The 13,536-nt window shown below is 54.7% G+C and carries 27 protein-coding genes; all 27 read left to right on the forward strand.

Annotated features, from left to right (window positions below; all coding sequences use genetic code 11):
• Positions 1 to 20 precede the first annotated feature (20 nt).
• The 27 genes from rplC (at position 21) to rplQ (ending at position 13,327) form a co-directional block, all read left to right on the forward strand.
• Positions 21 to 656 (forward strand): 50S ribosomal protein L3, encoded by a 636-nt coding sequence (rplC, locus tag QLG10_RS15725; protein ID WP_003186059.1) that lies wholly within the window; start codon positions 21 to 23, stop codon positions 654 to 656.
• A 12-nt stretch (positions 657 to 668) separates the two neighbouring features.
• Positions 669 to 1,271 (forward strand): 50S ribosomal protein L4, encoded by a 603-nt coding sequence (gene rplD, locus QLG10_RS15730; RefSeq protein WP_003228735.1) that lies wholly within the window; start codon positions 669 to 671, stop codon positions 1,269 to 1,271.
• Positions 1,268 to 1,567 carry a 50S ribosomal protein L23 gene (rplW, locus tag QLG10_RS15735; protein WP_002555488.1) on the forward strand — a complete coding sequence of 100 codons (300 nt, stop codon included), beginning with the start codon at positions 1,268 to 1,270 and terminating at the stop codon, positions 1,565 to 1,567. The genes rplD and rplW overlap by 4 nt, the downstream gene beginning before the upstream one ends.
• Positions 1,568 to 1,581: 14 nt before the next feature.
• Positions 1,582 to 2,406 carry a 50S ribosomal protein L2 gene (gene rplB / locus QLG10_RS15740; RefSeq protein WP_003186055.1) on the forward strand — a complete coding sequence of 275 codons (825 nt, stop codon included), beginning with the start codon at positions 1,582 to 1,584 and terminating at the stop codon, positions 2,404 to 2,406.
• A gap of 16 nt (positions 2,407 to 2,422) precedes the next feature.
• Entirely contained in the window at positions 2,423 to 2,698 is a 276-nt protein-coding gene (gene rpsS / locus QLG10_RS15745; RefSeq protein ID WP_002555486.1) for a 30S ribosomal protein S19, read from the forward strand.
• A gap of 11 nt (positions 2,699 to 2,709) precedes the next feature.
• Positions 2,710 to 3,042: a 50S ribosomal protein L22 gene (rplV, locus tag QLG10_RS15750; protein WP_003103908.1), complete on the forward strand. Its 333-nt coding sequence runs from the start codon at positions 2,710 to 2,712 to the stop codon at positions 3,040 to 3,042.
• Positions 3,043 to 3,055: 13 nt separating this feature from the next.
• Positions 3,056 to 3,742 (forward strand): 30S ribosomal protein S3, encoded by a 687-nt coding sequence (rpsC, locus tag QLG10_RS15755; protein ID WP_008065719.1) that lies wholly within the window; start codon positions 3,056 to 3,058, stop codon positions 3,740 to 3,742.
• 12 nt (positions 3,743 to 3,754) lie between these two features.
• Positions 3,755 to 4,168 carry a 50S ribosomal protein L16 gene (rplP, locus tag QLG10_RS15760; RefSeq protein WP_003228729.1) on the forward strand — a complete coding sequence of 138 codons (414 nt, stop codon included), beginning with the start codon at positions 3,755 to 3,757 and terminating at the stop codon, positions 4,166 to 4,168.
• Positions 4,168 to 4,359, forward strand: coding sequence for a 50S ribosomal protein L29 (gene rpmC, locus QLG10_RS15765; protein WP_002555481.1), 192 nt, complete (start codon positions 4,168 to 4,170; stop codon positions 4,357 to 4,359). The genes rplP and rpmC overlap by 1 nt, the downstream gene beginning before the upstream one ends.
• Positions 4,360 to 4,361: 2 nt before the next feature.
• Positions 4,362 to 4,628 (forward strand): 30S ribosomal protein S17, encoded by a 267-nt coding sequence (gene rpsQ / locus QLG10_RS15770; RefSeq protein WP_003176419.1) that lies wholly within the window; start codon positions 4,362 to 4,364, stop codon positions 4,626 to 4,628.
• A 23-nt stretch (positions 4,629 to 4,651) separates the two neighbouring features.
• Positions 4,652 to 5,020: a 50S ribosomal protein L14 gene (gene rplN, locus QLG10_RS15775; protein WP_002555479.1), complete on the forward strand. Its 369-nt coding sequence runs from the start codon at positions 4,652 to 4,654 to the stop codon at positions 5,018 to 5,020.
• Between the two features lie 11 nt (positions 5,021 to 5,031).
• The gene (gene rplX, locus QLG10_RS15780; RefSeq protein WP_003186046.1) at positions 5,032 to 5,346 is read left to right on the forward strand and encodes a 50S ribosomal protein L24; all 315 of its coding nucleotides are present in this window, start codon (positions 5,032 to 5,034) and stop codon (positions 5,344 to 5,346) included.
• 20 nt (positions 5,347 to 5,366) lie between these two features.
• The gene (gene rplE, locus QLG10_RS15785; RefSeq protein WP_003210069.1) at positions 5,367 to 5,906 is read left to right on the forward strand and encodes a 50S ribosomal protein L5; all 540 of its coding nucleotides are present in this window, start codon (positions 5,367 to 5,369) and stop codon (positions 5,904 to 5,906) included.
• Between the two features lie 13 nt (positions 5,907 to 5,919).
• A complete protein-coding gene (gene rpsN / locus QLG10_RS15790) occupies positions 5,920 to 6,225 on the forward strand; it encodes a 30S ribosomal protein S14 (RefSeq protein ID WP_003176414.1) in 306 nt (101 codons plus the stop codon).
• Positions 6,226 to 6,434: 209 nt separating this feature from the next.
• Positions 6,435 to 6,827 (forward strand): 30S ribosomal protein S8, encoded by a 393-nt coding sequence (gene rpsH / locus QLG10_RS15795; protein WP_008065722.1) that lies wholly within the window; start codon positions 6,435 to 6,437, stop codon positions 6,825 to 6,827.
• A 12-nt stretch (positions 6,828 to 6,839) separates the two neighbouring features.
• Positions 6,840 to 7,373, forward strand: a complete 534-nt coding sequence (rplF, locus tag QLG10_RS15800) for a 50S ribosomal protein L6 (RefSeq protein ID WP_003176412.1) — start codon at positions 6,840 to 6,842, stop codon at positions 7,371 to 7,373.
• A 10-nt stretch (positions 7,374 to 7,383) separates the two neighbouring features.
• Entirely contained in the window at positions 7,384 to 7,734 is a 351-nt protein-coding gene (rplR, locus tag QLG10_RS15805) for a 50S ribosomal protein L18 (protein ID WP_003186037.1), read from the forward strand.
• 3 nt (positions 7,735 to 7,737) lie between these two features.
• Positions 7,738 to 8,238, forward strand: a complete 501-nt coding sequence (gene rpsE, locus QLG10_RS15810; RefSeq protein ID WP_003186035.1) for a 30S ribosomal protein S5 — start codon at positions 7,738 to 7,740, stop codon at positions 8,236 to 8,238.
• Positions 8,239 to 8,240: 2 nt separating this feature from the next.
• Positions 8,241 to 8,417, forward strand: coding sequence for a 50S ribosomal protein L30 (gene rpmD / locus QLG10_RS15815; RefSeq protein WP_003176408.1), 177 nt, complete (start codon positions 8,241 to 8,243; stop codon positions 8,415 to 8,417).
• 3 nt (positions 8,418 to 8,420) lie between these two features.
• Complete coding sequence (gene rplO, locus QLG10_RS15820; RefSeq protein ID WP_003228720.1) at positions 8,421 to 8,858, forward strand: 50S ribosomal protein L15; 438 nt, start codon at positions 8,421 to 8,423, stop codon at positions 8,856 to 8,858.
• Positions 8,859 to 10,187: a preprotein translocase subunit SecY gene (secY, locus tag QLG10_RS15825; RefSeq protein WP_003228718.1), complete on the forward strand. Its 1,329-nt coding sequence runs from the start codon at positions 8,859 to 8,861 to the stop codon at positions 10,185 to 10,187.
• A 24-nt stretch (positions 10,188 to 10,211) separates the two neighbouring features.
• Positions 10,212 to 10,328, forward strand: a complete 117-nt coding sequence (rpmJ, locus tag QLG10_RS15830; protein WP_002555468.1) for a 50S ribosomal protein L36 — start codon at positions 10,212 to 10,214, stop codon at positions 10,326 to 10,328.
• Between the two features lie 130 nt (positions 10,329 to 10,458).
• Complete coding sequence (gene rpsM / locus QLG10_RS15835; RefSeq protein ID WP_009045849.1) at positions 10,459 to 10,815, forward strand: 30S ribosomal protein S13; 357 nt, start codon at positions 10,459 to 10,461, stop codon at positions 10,813 to 10,815.
• Between the two features lie 30 nt (positions 10,816 to 10,845).
• A complete protein-coding gene (rpsK, locus tag QLG10_RS15840; protein WP_002555466.1) occupies positions 10,846 to 11,235 on the forward strand; it encodes a 30S ribosomal protein S11 in 390 nt (129 codons plus the stop codon).
• Between the two features lie 18 nt (positions 11,236 to 11,253).
• Entirely contained in the window at positions 11,254 to 11,874 is a 621-nt protein-coding gene (rpsD, locus tag QLG10_RS15845; protein ID WP_003176404.1) for a 30S ribosomal protein S4, read from the forward strand.
• A 22-nt stretch (positions 11,875 to 11,896) separates the two neighbouring features.
• Positions 11,897 to 12,898: a DNA-directed RNA polymerase subunit alpha gene (rpoA, locus tag QLG10_RS15850; RefSeq protein ID WP_007970428.1), complete on the forward strand. Its 1,002-nt coding sequence runs from the start codon at positions 11,897 to 11,899 to the stop codon at positions 12,896 to 12,898.
• Positions 12,899 to 12,940: 42 nt separating this feature from the next.
• Positions 12,941 to 13,327, forward strand: a complete 387-nt coding sequence (rplQ, locus tag QLG10_RS15855; protein ID WP_007970429.1) for a 50S ribosomal protein L17 — start codon at positions 12,941 to 12,943, stop codon at positions 13,325 to 13,327.
• The last annotated feature ends 209 nt before the right edge of the window (positions 13,328 to 13,536 follow it).

Consider the following 13,536-nt stretch of genomic DNA (forward strand, 5'->3'; position numbering starts at 1 on the left):
ACACTCATGAGGTTTACAACATGACTATTGGTGTAGTCGGTCGTAAATGCGGTATGACCCGTATTTTCACCGAAGAAGGTGTCTCCATTCCGGTCACGGTCATTGAGATCGAACCGAATCGCGTCACCCAGTTCAAAACTGAAGAGACCGATGGCTATCGTGCAGTGCAAGTCACTGTCGGCGAGCGTCGTGCTTCGCGTGTAACAGCAGCTCAGGCTGGCCACTTCGCTAAAGCGAACGTTGCCGCTGGTCGTACCGTAATGGAATTCCGCCTTGAAGAAGGCGAGTACCAGGCCGGCGATCTGATCAACGCTGAAATCTTCGCCGCTGGTCAACTGGTTGATGTAACCGGTCAGTCCAAGGGTAAAGGCTTCCAGGGTACGATCAAGCGTTGGAATTTCCGCGGGCAAGATAACACCCACGGTAACTCCGTATCCCACCGCGTTCCAGGCTCTATCGGCCAGTGCCAGACTCCTGGTCGTGTATTCAAGGGCAAAAAAATGTCCGGTCATATGGGCGCTGAGCGCGTGACCGTGCAGTCCCTCGAAGTAGTGCGCGTGGACGCTGAACGCAATCTGTTGTTGGTCAAGGGCGCTGTTCCTGGCGCTACTGGCGGCAACTTGGTTGTACGTCCAGCAGCCAAGGCTCGCGGTTAAGGGGAAGCTGACATGCAATTAAATGTAAATGACGCTCAAGCGATCGAAGTTTCCGAACTGACATTTGGCGGCGAATTCAACGAGACGCTGGTTCACCAAGCAGTCGTGGCCTACATGGCTGGCGGCCGTCAGGGTAGCAAGCAGCAGAAGACCCGTTCCGACGTTCGTGGTGGCGGTAAGCGCCCATGGCGTCAGAAAGGTACTGGCCGTGCTCGTGCCGGTACTATCCGTAGCCCAATCTGGCGTGGCGGCGGTACCACTTTCGCAGCTCGTCCTCAGGATCACTCGCAGAAGCTGAACAAGAAGATGTATCGCGCAGCAATGCGTTCCATCCTTGCTGAGCTGGTGCGTACTGATCGTCTGGTCGTGGTTCAGGATTTCGCCGTTGAAACGCCGAAAACCAAAGACCTGCTGGGCAAGCTGAACAACATGAGCCTGACCGACGTTCTGATCGTGTCGGACGCTGTTGATCAGAACCTGTACCTGGCTGCTCGTAACCTGCCACACGTAGATGTACGTGACGTGCAAGGTTCCGATCCAGTTAGTCTGATCGCATACGACAAGGTGTTGATCACCGTGTCGGCCGTGAAGAAATTCGAGGAGCTGCTGGGATGAACCAGGAACGCGTATTTAAAGTTCTGCTTGGCCCGCACGTTTCCGAGAAGGCTACGGTTCTGGCAGACAAGAAAGGCCAGTTCGTTTTCAAGGTTGCTACTGATGCAACCAAGCTGGAAATCAAGAAGGCCGTCGAAAGCCTGTTCAGCGTGAAAGTAGAGCGTGTTACTACCCTGAATGTTCTGGGTAAGAGCAAGCGCACTGCTCGCGGTCTGGGCAAGCGTAATGACTGGAAGAAGGCAGTTATCTCCCTTCAGCCAGGCCAAGATCTCGATTTCAGCAGCAGTGCTGAGTAAGGAAGGGGTGCATCATGGCAATCGTTAAATGCAAACCGACTTCCCCTGGCCGCCGTTTTGTGGTCAAGGTGGTCAACCAGGAGCTGCATAAAGGCGCTCCTCACGCACCGCTGCTCGAGAAGAAGTCGAAGTCTGGTGGTCGTAACAACAATGGCCGTATTACCACTCGTCACATCGGTGGTGGTCATAAGCAGCATTATCGTCTGGTCGATTTCCGTCGCAACGACAAAGATGGCATCGCTGCCACTGTCGAGCGTATCGAATACGATCCAAACCGTACTGCTCACATCGCTCTGCTGCTGTACGCAGATGGCGAGCGTCGCTACATCATCGCCCCTAAAGGCGTGAGCGCTGGCGACCAGCTGATCGCAGGTGCCCTGGCACCGATCAAGCCGGGCAACGCTCTGCAACTGCGTAACATTCCAGTTGGTAGCACCGTACACGGCATCGAATTGAAGCCAGGTAAAGGCGCTCAGATCGCTCGTTCCGCTGGTGCTTCGGCTCAGCTGATCGCTCGTGAAGGCGTGTACGTTACCCTGCGTCTGCGTTCCGGTGAAATGCGTAAAGTCCTGGCTGAATGCCGTGCGACCCTGGGCGAAGTCTCGAACTCCGAGCACAGCCTGCGTTCGCTGGGTAAAGCTGGTGCCAAACGCTGGCGTGGCGTTCGCCCAACCGTTCGTGGTGTTGCCATGAACCCGGTTGACCACCCACATGGTGGTGGTGAAGGTCGTACCTCTGGTGGTCGTCATCCGGTATCGCCATGGGGCTTCCCGACTAAGGGCGCGAAGACTCGTGGTAATAAGCGTACCGACAAAATGATCGTCCGTCGTCGCAAGTAAATAGAGGGATACGACAGTGCCACGTTCTCTGAAAAAAGGTCCTTTTATCGATCTTCACCTACTGAAGAAGATCGAAGTGGCGGCGGAAAAGAACGATCGCAAACCGGTGAAAACCTGGTCGCGTCGTTCGATGATCCTGCCACAAATGGTCGGTCTGACCATCGCAGTACACAACGGTCGTCAGCACGTCCCAGTTCTCGTGAACGAAGACATGGTCGGCCACAAACTGGGCGAGTTCGCCGGTACCCGCACTTATCGCGGGCACGTGGCAGACAAGAAAGCCAAGCGTTAAGGGGTTAGGAAATGGAAGTAGCCGCTAAGTTGTCGGGCGCTCGAATCTCCGCCCAGAAAGCCCGCTTGGTCGCCGACCAGATCCGCGGGAAGAAGGTGGGCGAAGCGCTCAACCTGTTGGCTTTCAGCAGTAAGAAAGCCGCCGAGATCATGAAGAAAGTGCTGGAGTCGGCCGTAGCCAACGCCGAGCATAACGAAGGCGCAGACGTTGATGACCTGAAGGTCAGCACCGTTTTCGTCAACGAAGGGCGTTCGCTGAAGCGCATCATGCCACGTGCCAAAGGCCGTGCTGATCGCATCGTCAAGCGGTCTTGCCATATCACTGTCAAGGTTGCTGACAAGTAACGGAGTCGAAGAGATGGGTCAGAAAGTACATCCCATTGGCATTCGCCTGGGAATCGTCAAGGAGCACACCTCCGTCTGGTACGCAGACGGTCGGACTTATGCGGACTATTTGCTCGCAGATCTGAAGGTGCGTGAGTATCTCCAAGACAAACTAAAAAGCGCGTCCGTAAGCCGTATCGATATCCATCGTCCGGCTCAAACTGCACGCATCACCATCCACACCGCTCGTCCAGGTATCGTTATCGGGAAGAAAGGTGAAGATGTTGAGAAACTGCGTCAGGACCTGACCAAGCAAATGGGTGTGCCTGTGCACATCAATATCGAAGAGATCCGCAAGCCGGAGCTCGACGGTATGCTGGTTGCGCAGAGCGTAGCTCAGCAGCTGGAGCGTCGCGTAATGTTCCGTCGCGCTATGAAGCGCGCTGTACAGAACGCCATGCGCATTGGTGCCAAAGGCATCAAAATCCAAGTGAGCGGTCGTCTCGGCGGTGCTGAAATCGCACGTACTGAATGGTATCGCGAAGGTCGTGTGCCATTGCACACCCTGCGTGCCGACATCGACTATGCCAACTACGAAGCTCACACCACCTACGGTGTGATCGGTGTAAAGGTTTGGATCTTCAAAGGCGAAGTAATTGGTGGTCGCCAAGAAGAACTGAAACCACAAGCACCAGCGCCTCGTAAAAAAGCTGCTAAGTAAGGGGTACGCCAAATGTTGCAACCAAAGCGTACGAAGTTCCGCAAGCAAATGACTGGTCACAACCGTGGCCTGGCATTGCGCGGTAGCAAAGTCAGCTTCGGCGAGTTCGCGCTGAAGTCTGTAGCTCGTGGTCGTCTCACCGCTCGTCAGATCGAGTCAGCGCGTCGTGCTCTGACCCGTCACGTAAAACGTGGTGGCAAGATCTGGATCCGTGTATTCCCGGACAAGCCGATCTCCAAAAAACCTCTCGAGGTTCGGATGGGTAAAGGTAAGGGTAACGTGGAATACTGGGTTGCCCAGATTCAGCCAGGCAAAGTCCTGTATGAAATCGAGGGTGTTTCTGAAGAGCTGGCGCGTGAGGCTTTCGCCCTGGCTGCTGCAAAGCTGCCGCTCGCCACCTCCTTTGTTAAACGGACGGTGATGTGATGAAAGCGAATGAACTTCGTGAAAAATCCGCACAGCAGCTGAACGAGCAACTGCTCGGCTTGCTGCGCGACCAGTTCAATCTGCGTATGCAGAAAGCAACTGGCCAGTTGGGGCAGTCTCATCTGCTCTCGCAAGTTAAGCGTGACATCGCTCGCGTGAAGACTGTGCTCAACCAGCAGGCAGGTAAGTAATCATGGCTGAAGCCGAAAAAACTGTCCGTACGCTGACTGGCCGTGTTGTCAGCGACAAGATGGACAAAACCATCACCGTTCTGATCGAGCGTCGCGTTAAGCACCCGATCTACGGTAAATATGTTAAGCGTTCGACTAAGCTGCACGCGCACGACGAAACCAATCAGTGCCACATCGGCGACAAAGTCACTATTCGTGAAACTCGTCCTTTGGCCAAGACCAAGTCTTGGGCGCTGGTTGATGTTCTCGAACGCGCTGTGGAAGTCTAAGGACTAGGGGTCGGAGAAATTATATGATTCAGACTCAATCCATGCTCGATGTGGCCGATAACAGCGGCGCTCGCCGTGTTATGTGCATCAAGGTGCTGGGTGGCTCCCATCGTCGTTACGCTGGTATCGGTGACATCATCAAAGTTACCGTGAAGGAAGCAATTCCTCGCGGTAAAGTGAAAAAAGGCCAAGTGATGACTGCTGTTGTAGTCCGCACTCGTCACGGCGTACGTCGTGCTGATGGCTCCATTATCCGCTTTGATGGCAACGCTGCTGTTCTTCTGAACAACAAGCAAGAGCCGATCGGCACCCGTATCTTTGGGCCAGTGACCCGTGAACTTCGTACTGAGAAGTTCATGAAGATCGTCTCGCTCGCCCCAGAAGTGCTGTAAGGAGATCCGACATGCAAAAGATTCGTCGTGACGACGAGATCATCGTGATCGCCGGCAAAGACAAAGGTAAGCGCGGTAAGGTGCTGAAGGTTCTTGCTGACAACCGTCTGGTTGTTGGTGGTCTGAACCTGGTCAAGCGTCATACCAAGCCTAACCCGATGTCGGGCGTACAAGGCGGTATCGTCGAGAAAGAAGCGCCACTGCACGCTTCTAACGTCGCCATCTTCAACGGCGAAACCAACAAGGCTGACCGCGTTGGTTTCAAAGTAGAAGACGGTAAGAAAATTCGTGTCTTCAAGTCGACCCAAAAAGCGGTTGATGCTTGAACACTGCTAGGTAGAAGACCATGGCACGACTAAAAGAGATTTACCGGAAGGAAATCGCTCCGAAACTTAAGGAAGAACTTAAGCTTTCGAACGTGATGGAAGTTCCGCGCGTTACCAAAATCACCCTGAACATGGGTCTGGGCGAAGCGATCGGCGACAAAAAAGTCATCGAGCACGCTGTAGCTGACCTGGAAAAGATCACCGGCCAGAAAGTCGTTGTGACCTACGCTCGCAAATCCATCGCTGGCTTTAAAGTCCGTGAAGGTTGGCCGATCGGCGTCAAAGTGACCCTGCGCCGTGAGCGTATGTACGAGTTCCTGGATCGTCTGCTGTCGATCTCCCTGCCTCGGGTTCGCGACTTCCGCGGCCTGAATGCCAAGTCCTTCGATGGTCGTGGCAACTACAGCATGGGCGTGAAAGAGCAGATCATCTTCCCGGAAATCGACTACGACAAGATCGATGCTCTCCGCGGTCTGGACATCACCCTGACCACCACTGCCAAGAACGATGATGAAGGCCGCGCTCTGCTGCGTGCGTTCAAATTCCCGTTCCGCAACTGATTGGAGTAGGACCATGGCCAAGATGAGCATGAAAAACCGCGAGCTGAAGCGTCAGCTCACGGTTGCCAAGTACGCCAAGAAGCGTGCAGCACTGAAAGCTATCATCGTTGATCTGAACGCAAGTCCAGAAGCGCGTTGGGAAGCTACAGTTGCCCTGCAGAAGCAGCCACGTGACGCAAGCGCTTCGCGCATGCGTAACCGCTGCCGCCTGACCGGTCGTCCACACGGCGTTTACCGCAAGTTCGGCCTCGGCCGTAACAAACTGCGTGAAGCGGCAATGCGTGGTGACGTACCAGGTCTGGTTAAAGCCAGCTGGTAAGTACTGTCAAAGTCTCGGTGCAAGGGTTCGCAAGAACCTGACCACCGGTGGCCTTGAATCTGGATCAAGCCCCTTTTGGGGCTTGATTCATTTCTGGGGTGTGTCTAGAATACCCGGCTCGCCTGAGCCCGTGTTTTTTATACCCGGAGATTCTCGGCGACACGTAGTAGCCGCAAGGCTAATTTTTCTGTATTAGGAGCGTCTAGCCCATGAGTATGCAGGACCCGTTAGCGGACATGCTAACTCGAATCCGTAATGCCCAGATGGCTGAAAAGTCCGTCGTAAGCATGCCATCTTCCACGTTGAAGGTAGCTGTTGCCAAAGTCCTGAAGGACGAAGGTTACATCGCGGGTTATCAGATCAGCAGCGAAACAAAACCACTGCTGTCTATCGAGCTGAAATACTTCGAAGGCCGTCCGGTTATCGAAGAAGTGAAGCGCGTTAGCCGTCCAGGCCTGCGTCAGTACAAGTCCGTCGATGATCTGCCAAAAGTTCGTGGCGGTCTCGGTGTGTCTATCGTCTCCACCAACAAGGGTGTGATGACTGATCGTGCTGCGCGCGCTGCCGGTGTCGGCGGCGAAGTTCTTTGCACTGTGTTCTAAGGGGGGATAAGCATGTCTCGCGTCGCTAAGAACCCCGTTAAGCTGCCAGCCGGCGTCGAAGTAAAATTCGCAGGCCAACAGCTTTCGGTGAAGGGTGCCAAGGGCACTCTCGAACTGAACATCCATTCGTCCGTTGAGATCGTTGAAGAAGCTGGTGAGCTGCGTTTCGCTGCTCGCAATGGCGATCAACAAACTCGCGCAATGGCTGGTACCACTCGTGCGTTGGTAAACAACATGGTCCAAGGCGTAAGCCAAGGCTTCGAGCGCAAGCTCCAGCTGGTCGGTGTTGGTTACAAAGCGCAAGCAAAAGGCACAGTGCTGAACCTGGCTCTTGGCTTCTCGCACCCAGTGGATTATGAACTGCCGGAAGGCATCACCGCTGAGACTCCTAGCCAGACCGATATCCTGATCAAGGGCATCGATAAGCAGCTGGTAGGTCAAGTGGCCGCCGAGATCCGCGACTTCCGTCCACCAGAGCCGTACAAAGGCAAAGGTGTGCGCTACGCGGACGAAGTCGTCCGTCGTAAAGAAGCCAAGAAGAAGTAGGGCATAGCAAATGACCGACAAAAAAGTTACTCGACTGCGTCGCGCTCGCAAAGCACGCCTGAAAATGCACGAACTCGAAGTCGTGCGTCTCTGCGTGTTCCGCTCGTCGCAGCACATCTACGCCCAGGTCATTTCGGCCGACGGCAACAAAGTCCTGGCAAGCGCCTCGACTTTGGATAAAGAACTGCGTGATGGCGCCACTGGCAACATCGACGCGGCCACTAAGGTTGGCCAGCTGGTCGCTACGCGTGCTAAGGCCGCTGGCGTCTCGCAGGTGGCTTTCGACCGCTCTGGCTTCAAGTACCACGGCCGCGTTAAAGCGCTGGCTGATGCTGCTCGTGAAGCTGGGCTGGAGTTCTAAGTTATGTCAAATAACGACCAAAAGCGCGACGAAGGCTACATCGAGAAGCTGGTTCAAGTTAACCGCGTAGCCAAAACCGTTAAAGGCGGCCGTATCTTCACTTTCACCGCGTTGACCGTGGTAGGTGATGGTAAAGGGCGTGTTGGCTTCGGCCGTGGCAAGTCGCGTGAAGTGCCTGCTGCGATCCAGAAGGCAATGGAAGCTGCTCGCCGCAACATGATCCAGGTTGATCTGAACGGCACCACCCTGCAGTACGCAATGAAGTCCGCCCACGGCGCTTCGAAGGTGTACATGCAGCCTGCTTCTGAAGGTACCGGTATCATCGCTGGCGGCGCAATGCGTGCCGTTCTCGAAGTTGCTGGCGTTCAGAACGTTCTGGCCAAGTGCTATGGCTCGACTAACCCGGTAAACGTGGTTCACGCCACTTTCAAGGGTTTGAAAGCAATGCAGTCTCCTGAATCCATTGCCGCCAAGCGTGGCAAAAGCGTCAAGGAGATCTTCTGATCATGGCTACCGTTAAAGTTACGCTGATCAAAAGCATGACCGGCCGCATCCCTAACCACAAACTGTGCGTTAAGGGTCTGGGTCTGCGTCGCATCGGTCACACTGTAGAAGTCCAGGATACTCCCGAGAATCGCGGGATGATCAACAAGGCTTACTACATGCTGCGTGTCGAGGGTTAATCGATGAAACTCAATGATCTGAGTCCAGCGCCGGGTTCCCGTCGCGAAAAGCATCGTCCGGGCCGTGGTATCGGTAGTGGTTTGGGTAAGACTGGTGGCCGTGGTCACAAAGGTCAGACTTCCCGCTCCGGTGGCACCATTGCTCCAGGCTTTGAAGGCGGTCAACAGCCGCTGCATCGTCGCCTGCCGAAGTTCGGTTTCGTTTCCCTGAAAGCCATGGACCGCGCAGAAGTGCGTCTGTCCGAGCTGGCTAAAGTGGAAGGCGACATCGTCACCGTGCAGTCCCTGAAAGATGCCAACGTGATCAACGTCAACGTACAGCGTGTGAAAATCATGCTGTCCGGTGAAGTGACTCGCGCTGTCACTATCGGCAAGGGAATCGGCGCCACCAAAGGTGCGCGTGCGGCTATCGAAGCAGCTGGCGGCAAGTTCGAGGAATAAATGGCTAAGCAAGGTGCTCTCTCTGCGCTCGGCAAAGGCGGTATGTCTGAACTCTGGGCTCGTCTGCGTTTTCTGTTCCTGGCGATTATCGTCTACCGAATAGGCGCACACATCCCGGTTCCAGGTATCAACCCGGACCGACTCGCGGACCTGTTTCGACAGAATGAGGGGACCATTCTTAGCTTGTTCAACATGTTTTCCGGCGGCGCGCTGGAGCGGATGAGCATTTTTGCACTGGGGATCATGCCGTACATCTCGGCATCGATCATCATGCAACTGATGACCGCCGTCAGCCCGCAGCTGGAACAGTTGAAGAAGGAAGGTGAAGCTGGCCGTCGCAAGATCAGCCAGTACACCCGCTACGGCACTGTCGTCCTCGCTCTCGTCCAGGCCATTGGCATGTCCATTGGTCTGGCGGGGCAGGGCGTTGCGTTCACTGGTGACTTTGGCTTCCATTTCGTCGCGGTATCCACTTTTGTGGCTGGTGCGATGTTCATGATGTGGCTGGGTGAGCAGATTACTGAGCGTGGTGTTGGCAACGGTATCTCGATGTTGATTTTTTCGGGTATCGTCGCCGGTCTTCCGAGAGCGATCGGGCAGTCTTTCGAGTCTGCGCGTCAGGGTGATATCAACATCTTCGCCTTGGTTGCCATCGGTTTGCTGGCAGTAGCGATTATCGGTTTCGTGGTGTTCATTGAGCGTGGTCAGCGTCGTATTGCTGTTCACTACGCCAAGCGTCAGCAAGGCCGCAAGGTTTTCGCTGCGCAGACCAGCCACTTGCCGCTGAAGGTGAACATGGCCGGTGTTATCCCGGCTATTTTCGCGAGCAGCATTTTGCTGTTCCCGGCTTCGTTGGGTGCCTGGTTCGGTCAGTCTGAAGGTATGGGCTGGTTGCAGGACATCTCGCAGTCGATCGCTCCTGGTCAGCCGTTGAATATTCTGCTGTTTAGTGCAGGGATTATTTTCTTCTGCTTCTTCTATACGGCGTTGATGTTCAATCCGAAAGACGTAGCGGAAAACCTGAAGAAGTCCGGTGCCTTTATTCCGGGCATCCGTCCAGGTGAGCAGTCTGCGCGCTACATTGATGGCGTTCTGACTCGCTTGACCATGTTCGGTGCTCTTTACATGACGGCCGTGTGCCTGTTGCCCCAGTTCCTGGTGGTTGCAGCCAACGTTCCGTTCTACCTTGGCGGGACCTCGTTGCTGATCGTCGTCGTGGTTGTGATGGACTTCATGTCCCAAGTACAATCGCACCTCGTTTCGCACCAGTACGAATCCCTGATGAAGAAAGCCAACCTGAAGGGTTACGGCAGCGGCATGCTGCGCTGACCCATAAGGTTCGAGGAGTTGGTGATGAAAGTTCGTGCATCGGTGAAAAAGCTGTGCCGTAACTGCAAGATTATTCGCCGCGAAGGTGTTGTTCGAGTAATTTGCAGCGCGGAACCGCGTCACAAACAGCGCCAAGGCTGAGTGTGATTGTGCTTCAAGCCCGGCAGCTAGTGCGCTGCCGGGTTGATTATTTGTTATTACAGCGATATTATCTCGCGCCCTATTTCTTGGCTTCCGGGGCGTAGGTAGCTGTCAATTGGAGTCCCACTGAATGGCCCGTATTGCAGGCGTTAACATTCCAGATAACAAGCATACTGTTATCTCGCTGACCTACATCTATGGTGTTGGTCGCACTACTGCACAGAAAATTTGTGCAGAGACTGGGGTAAACCCAGCCGCAAAGATCAAGGATCTGAGCGACGAGCAGATTGAACAGCTGCGTGGCGAAGTGGCGAAGTTCACCACTGAAGGTGACCTGCGTCGCGAAATCAACATGAAAATCAAGCGCTTGATGGACCTCGGTTGCTATCGCGGTCTGCGTCATCGTCGTGGTCTTCCAGTACGCGGTCAGCGTACCAAGACCAACGCGCGTACCCGTAAAGGTCCGCGTAAGCCGATCCGCAAGTAATCGCCCCAGCGAATCGACAGGAAAATTATCATGGCAAAACCTGCTGCTCGTCCTCGTAAAAAAGTTAAAAAGACAGTGGTTGATGGCATCGCCCACATCCATGCTTCTTTTAACAACACCATCGTGACCATTACCGACCGTCAAGGTAACGCTCTTTCCTGGGCTACCTCCGGTGGTTCGGGTTTCCGCGGTTCCCGCAAGTCCACCCCGTTCGCTGCTCAAGTAGCTGCTGAACGTGCTGGTCAAGCTGCGCTGGAATACGGCCTGAAAAACCTCGACGTAAACGTCAAAGGTCCAGGTCCAGGTCGTGAATCCGCAGTCCGCGCTTTGAACGGCTGTGGCTACAAGATCGCCAGCATCACCGACGTGACGCCTATCCCGCACAACGGGTGCCGTCCGCCGAAGAAGCGCCGCGTGTAATCCAGGAGATTGTAAAGAATGGCTCGTTACATTGGTCCAAAATGCAAACTCGCTCGTCGCGAAGGCACCGATCTCTTCCTGAAGAGCGGCGTGCGCGCGATCGAATCGAAGTGCAACATTGAAGCAGCACCTGGTATCCACGGCCAACGCCGCGGTCGCCAGTCCGATTACGGCACCCAACTGCGTGAAAAGCAGAAGGTCCGTCGTATCTACGGCGTTCTCGAGCGTCAATTCAGCGGCTACTACAAAGAAGCTGCTGGCAAGAAAGGTGCAACCGGTGAAAACCTGCTGCAACTGCTCGAATGCCGTCTGGACAACGTTGTATACCGTATGGGCTTTGGTTCGACTCGTGCCGAATCCCGTCAGCTGGTATCGCACAAGTCGATCAGCGTAAACGGTCAGACCGTTAACGTTCCGTCCTACCAGGTTCGTGCTGGTGACGTGGTTGCTGTTCGCGAGAAAGCAAAAAACCAACTTCGCATTGTCCAAGCTCTCGATCTGTGTGCCCAACGTGGCCGCGTAGAATGGGTAGAAGTAGACACTGAGAAGAAGTCGGGCGTTTTCAAGAACGTTCCAGCTCGCAGTGATCTGTCCGCCGACATCAACGAAAGCCTGATTGTCGAGCTCTACTCCAAGTAAGGGCTAGAAAATAGGTGCATCCATGCAGATTTCGGTAAATGAGTTCCTGACACCCCGCCACATTGATGTGCAGGTTGTCAGTCCAACCCGCGCCAAGATCACGCTCGAGCCTCTCGAGCGTGGCTTTGGCCACACCCTGGGCAACGCGCTGCGCCGCATCCTGTTGTCCTCAATGCCCGGCTGTGCAGTAGTCGAGGCCGAGATTGACGGTGTGCTCCACGAGTACAGCGCCATCGAAGGTGTACAGGAAGACGTAATTGAAATCCTGTTGAACCTTAAAGGTCTGGCTATCAAGCTGCACGGCCGTGACGAAGTTACGCTGACCTTGTCGAAGAAGGGTTCGGGGGTGGTTACCGCTGCCGATATTCAGCTGGATCATGATGTCGAGATCGTTAATCCCGATCACGTAATCGCTAACCTGGCGTCTAACGGCGCCCTGAACATGAAGCTCGTAGTAGCTCGTGGTCGTGGTTATGAACCGGCAGACTCGCGTCAGAGCGATGAAGACGAAAGCCGCAGCATCGGTCGCTTGCAGCTTGACTCTTCGTTCAGCCCGGTTCGCCGCATCGCATACGTGGTGGAAAACGCCCGTGTCGAGCAGCGTACTAACCTGGACAAGCTGGTTATTGATCTGGAAACCAACGGTACCCTGGATCCTGAAGAGGCTATCCGTCGTGCTGCAACCATCCTGCAACAGCAGTTGGCTGCGTTCGTCGACCTCAAGGGTGACAGTGAGCCAGTGGTTGTCGAGCAGGAAGACGAGATCGATCCGATCCTGCTTCGCCCGGTTGACGATCTGGAACTGACTGTACGTTCGGCTAACTGCCTTAAGGCGGAAAACATCTACTACATCGGCGACCTGATTCAGCGTACCGAAGTAGAGCTGTTGAAGACTCCGAACCTGGGCAAGAAATCCTTGACTGAAATCAAGGACGTTCTGGCCTCCCGCGGTCTGTCCCTCGGCATGCGCCTCGACAACTGGCCGCCTGCAAGTCTTAAGAAGGACGACAAGGCGACTGCCTGATCGTCGTAATCACCGAACGTAGTGTTTGGTAAGGAATGAACCATGCGTCATCGTAAAAGTGGTCGTCACCTGAGCCGCACCAGCTCGCACCGCAAGGCCATGTTCCAAAACATGGCGGTGTCGCTGTTCGAGCACGAGCTGATCAAAACTACTCTGCCAAAAGCTAAAGAACTGCGCCGCGTTGCCGAGCCGCTGATCACTTTGGCCAAGACAGATAGCGTTGCTAACCGCCGTTTGGCTTTCGACCGTACTCGTTCGAAAGCTATCGTTGGTAAGCTCTTCAACGACCTGGGCAAGCGTTACGCTACCCGTGAGGGTGGCTACCTGCGCATCCTCAAGTGCGGTTTCCGCGCTGGCGACAACGCGCCTATGGCGTACGTCGAGTTGGTTGATCGTGCTACTGCTGGCGAAGCTGTATCCGCCGAGTAAGACGTCAGTCTGAAACAAAAAACCGGGCCTAGTGCCCGGTTTTTTGTGCCTGAAAGTAAAGCGCGCTGCGTACAAGCTTTTAACCGCTTCAAGTGGTCATCATGGGTCGGGGATGATCATTAGTAATTTTCTATCGATGTCTGCAGGTTAATGAATTTGTAGGCGTCACATTGATGATCAATACTCCCTCTCAGCCGATTAGCCGGCAG

The sequence above is a fragment of the Pseudomonas sp. V98_8 genome (genome assembly GCF_029967975.1).
GTDB classification, from domain to species: domain Bacteria; phylum Pseudomonadota; class Gammaproteobacteria; order Pseudomonadales; family Pseudomonadaceae; genus Aquipseudomonas; species Aquipseudomonas umsongensis.

Excerpts from the sequence above, each read along its gene's own strand:
- rpsE (WP_003186035.1), top strand. The coding sequence starts at position 7,738 with ATGTCAAATAACGACCAAAAGCGCGACGAAGGCTACATCGAGAAGCTG.
- rpmD (WP_003176408.1), top strand. The coding sequence starts at position 8,241 with ATGGCTACCGTTAAAGTTACGCTGATCAAAAGCATGACCGGCCGCATC.
- rplR (WP_003186037.1), top strand. The coding sequence starts at position 7,384 with ATGACCGACAAAAAAGTTACTCGACTGCGTCGCGCTCGCAAAGCACGC.
- rpsM (WP_009045849.1), top strand. The coding sequence starts at position 10,459 with ATGGCCCGTATTGCAGGCGTTAACATTCCAGATAACAAGCATACTGTT.
- rpsH (WP_008065722.1), top strand. The coding sequence starts at position 6,435 with ATGAGTATGCAGGACCCGTTAGCGGACATGCTAACTCGAATCCGTAAT.
- rpsN (WP_003176414.1), top strand. The coding sequence starts at position 5,920 with ATGGCCAAGATGAGCATGAAAAACCGCGAGCTGAAGCGTCAGCTCACG.
- rpsC (WP_008065719.1), top strand. The coding sequence starts at position 3,056 with ATGGGTCAGAAAGTACATCCCATTGGCATTCGCCTGGGAATCGTCAAG.
- rplV (WP_003103908.1), top strand. The coding sequence starts at position 2,710 with ATGGAAGTAGCCGCTAAGTTGTCGGGCGCTCGAATCTCCGCCCAGAAA.
- secY (WP_003228718.1), top strand. The coding sequence starts at position 8,859 with ATGGCTAAGCAAGGTGCTCTCTCTGCGCTCGGCAAAGGCGGTATGTCT.
- rplB (WP_003186055.1), top strand. The coding sequence starts at position 1,582 with ATGGCAATCGTTAAATGCAAACCGACTTCCCCTGGCCGCCGTTTTGTG.
- rplQ (WP_007970429.1), top strand. The coding sequence starts at position 12,941 with ATGCGTCATCGTAAAAGTGGTCGTCACCTGAGCCGCACCAGCTCGCAC.
- rplP (WP_003228729.1), top strand. The coding sequence starts at position 3,755 with ATGTTGCAACCAAAGCGTACGAAGTTCCGCAAGCAAATGACTGGTCAC.
- rplN (WP_002555479.1), top strand. The coding sequence starts at position 4,652 with ATGATTCAGACTCAATCCATGCTCGATGTGGCCGATAACAGCGGCGCT.
- rpsQ (WP_003176419.1), top strand. The coding sequence starts at position 4,362 with ATGGCTGAAGCCGAAAAAACTGTCCGTACGCTGACTGGCCGTGTTGTC.
- rplE (WP_003210069.1), top strand. The coding sequence starts at position 5,367 with ATGGCACGACTAAAAGAGATTTACCGGAAGGAAATCGCTCCGAAACTT.
- rplD (WP_003228735.1), top strand. The coding sequence starts at position 669 with ATGCAATTAAATGTAAATGACGCTCAAGCGATCGAAGTTTCCGAACTG.
- rplX (WP_003186046.1), top strand. The coding sequence starts at position 5,032 with ATGCAAAAGATTCGTCGTGACGACGAGATCATCGTGATCGCCGGCAAA.
- rplF (WP_003176412.1), top strand. The coding sequence starts at position 6,840 with ATGTCTCGCGTCGCTAAGAACCCCGTTAAGCTGCCAGCCGGCGTCGAA.
- rpmC (WP_002555481.1), top strand. The coding sequence starts at position 4,168 with ATGAAAGCGAATGAACTTCGTGAAAAATCCGCACAGCAGCTGAACGAG.
- rplC (WP_003186059.1), top strand. The coding sequence starts at position 21 with ATGACTATTGGTGTAGTCGGTCGTAAATGCGGTATGACCCGTATTTTC.
- rpoA (WP_007970428.1), top strand. The coding sequence starts at position 11,897 with ATGCAGATTTCGGTAAATGAGTTCCTGACACCCCGCCACATTGATGTG.
- rpmJ (WP_002555468.1), top strand. The coding sequence starts at position 10,212 with ATGAAAGTTCGTGCATCGGTGAAAAAGCTGTGCCGTAACTGCAAGATT.
- rpsK (WP_002555466.1), top strand. The coding sequence starts at position 10,846 with ATGGCAAAACCTGCTGCTCGTCCTCGTAAAAAAGTTAAAAAGACAGTG.
- rplO (WP_003228720.1), top strand. The coding sequence starts at position 8,421 with ATGAAACTCAATGATCTGAGTCCAGCGCCGGGTTCCCGTCGCGAAAAG.
- rplW (WP_002555488.1), top strand. The coding sequence starts at position 1,268 with ATGAACCAGGAACGCGTATTTAAAGTTCTGCTTGGCCCGCACGTTTCC.
- rpsD (WP_003176404.1), top strand. The coding sequence starts at position 11,254 with ATGGCTCGTTACATTGGTCCAAAATGCAAACTCGCTCGTCGCGAAGGC.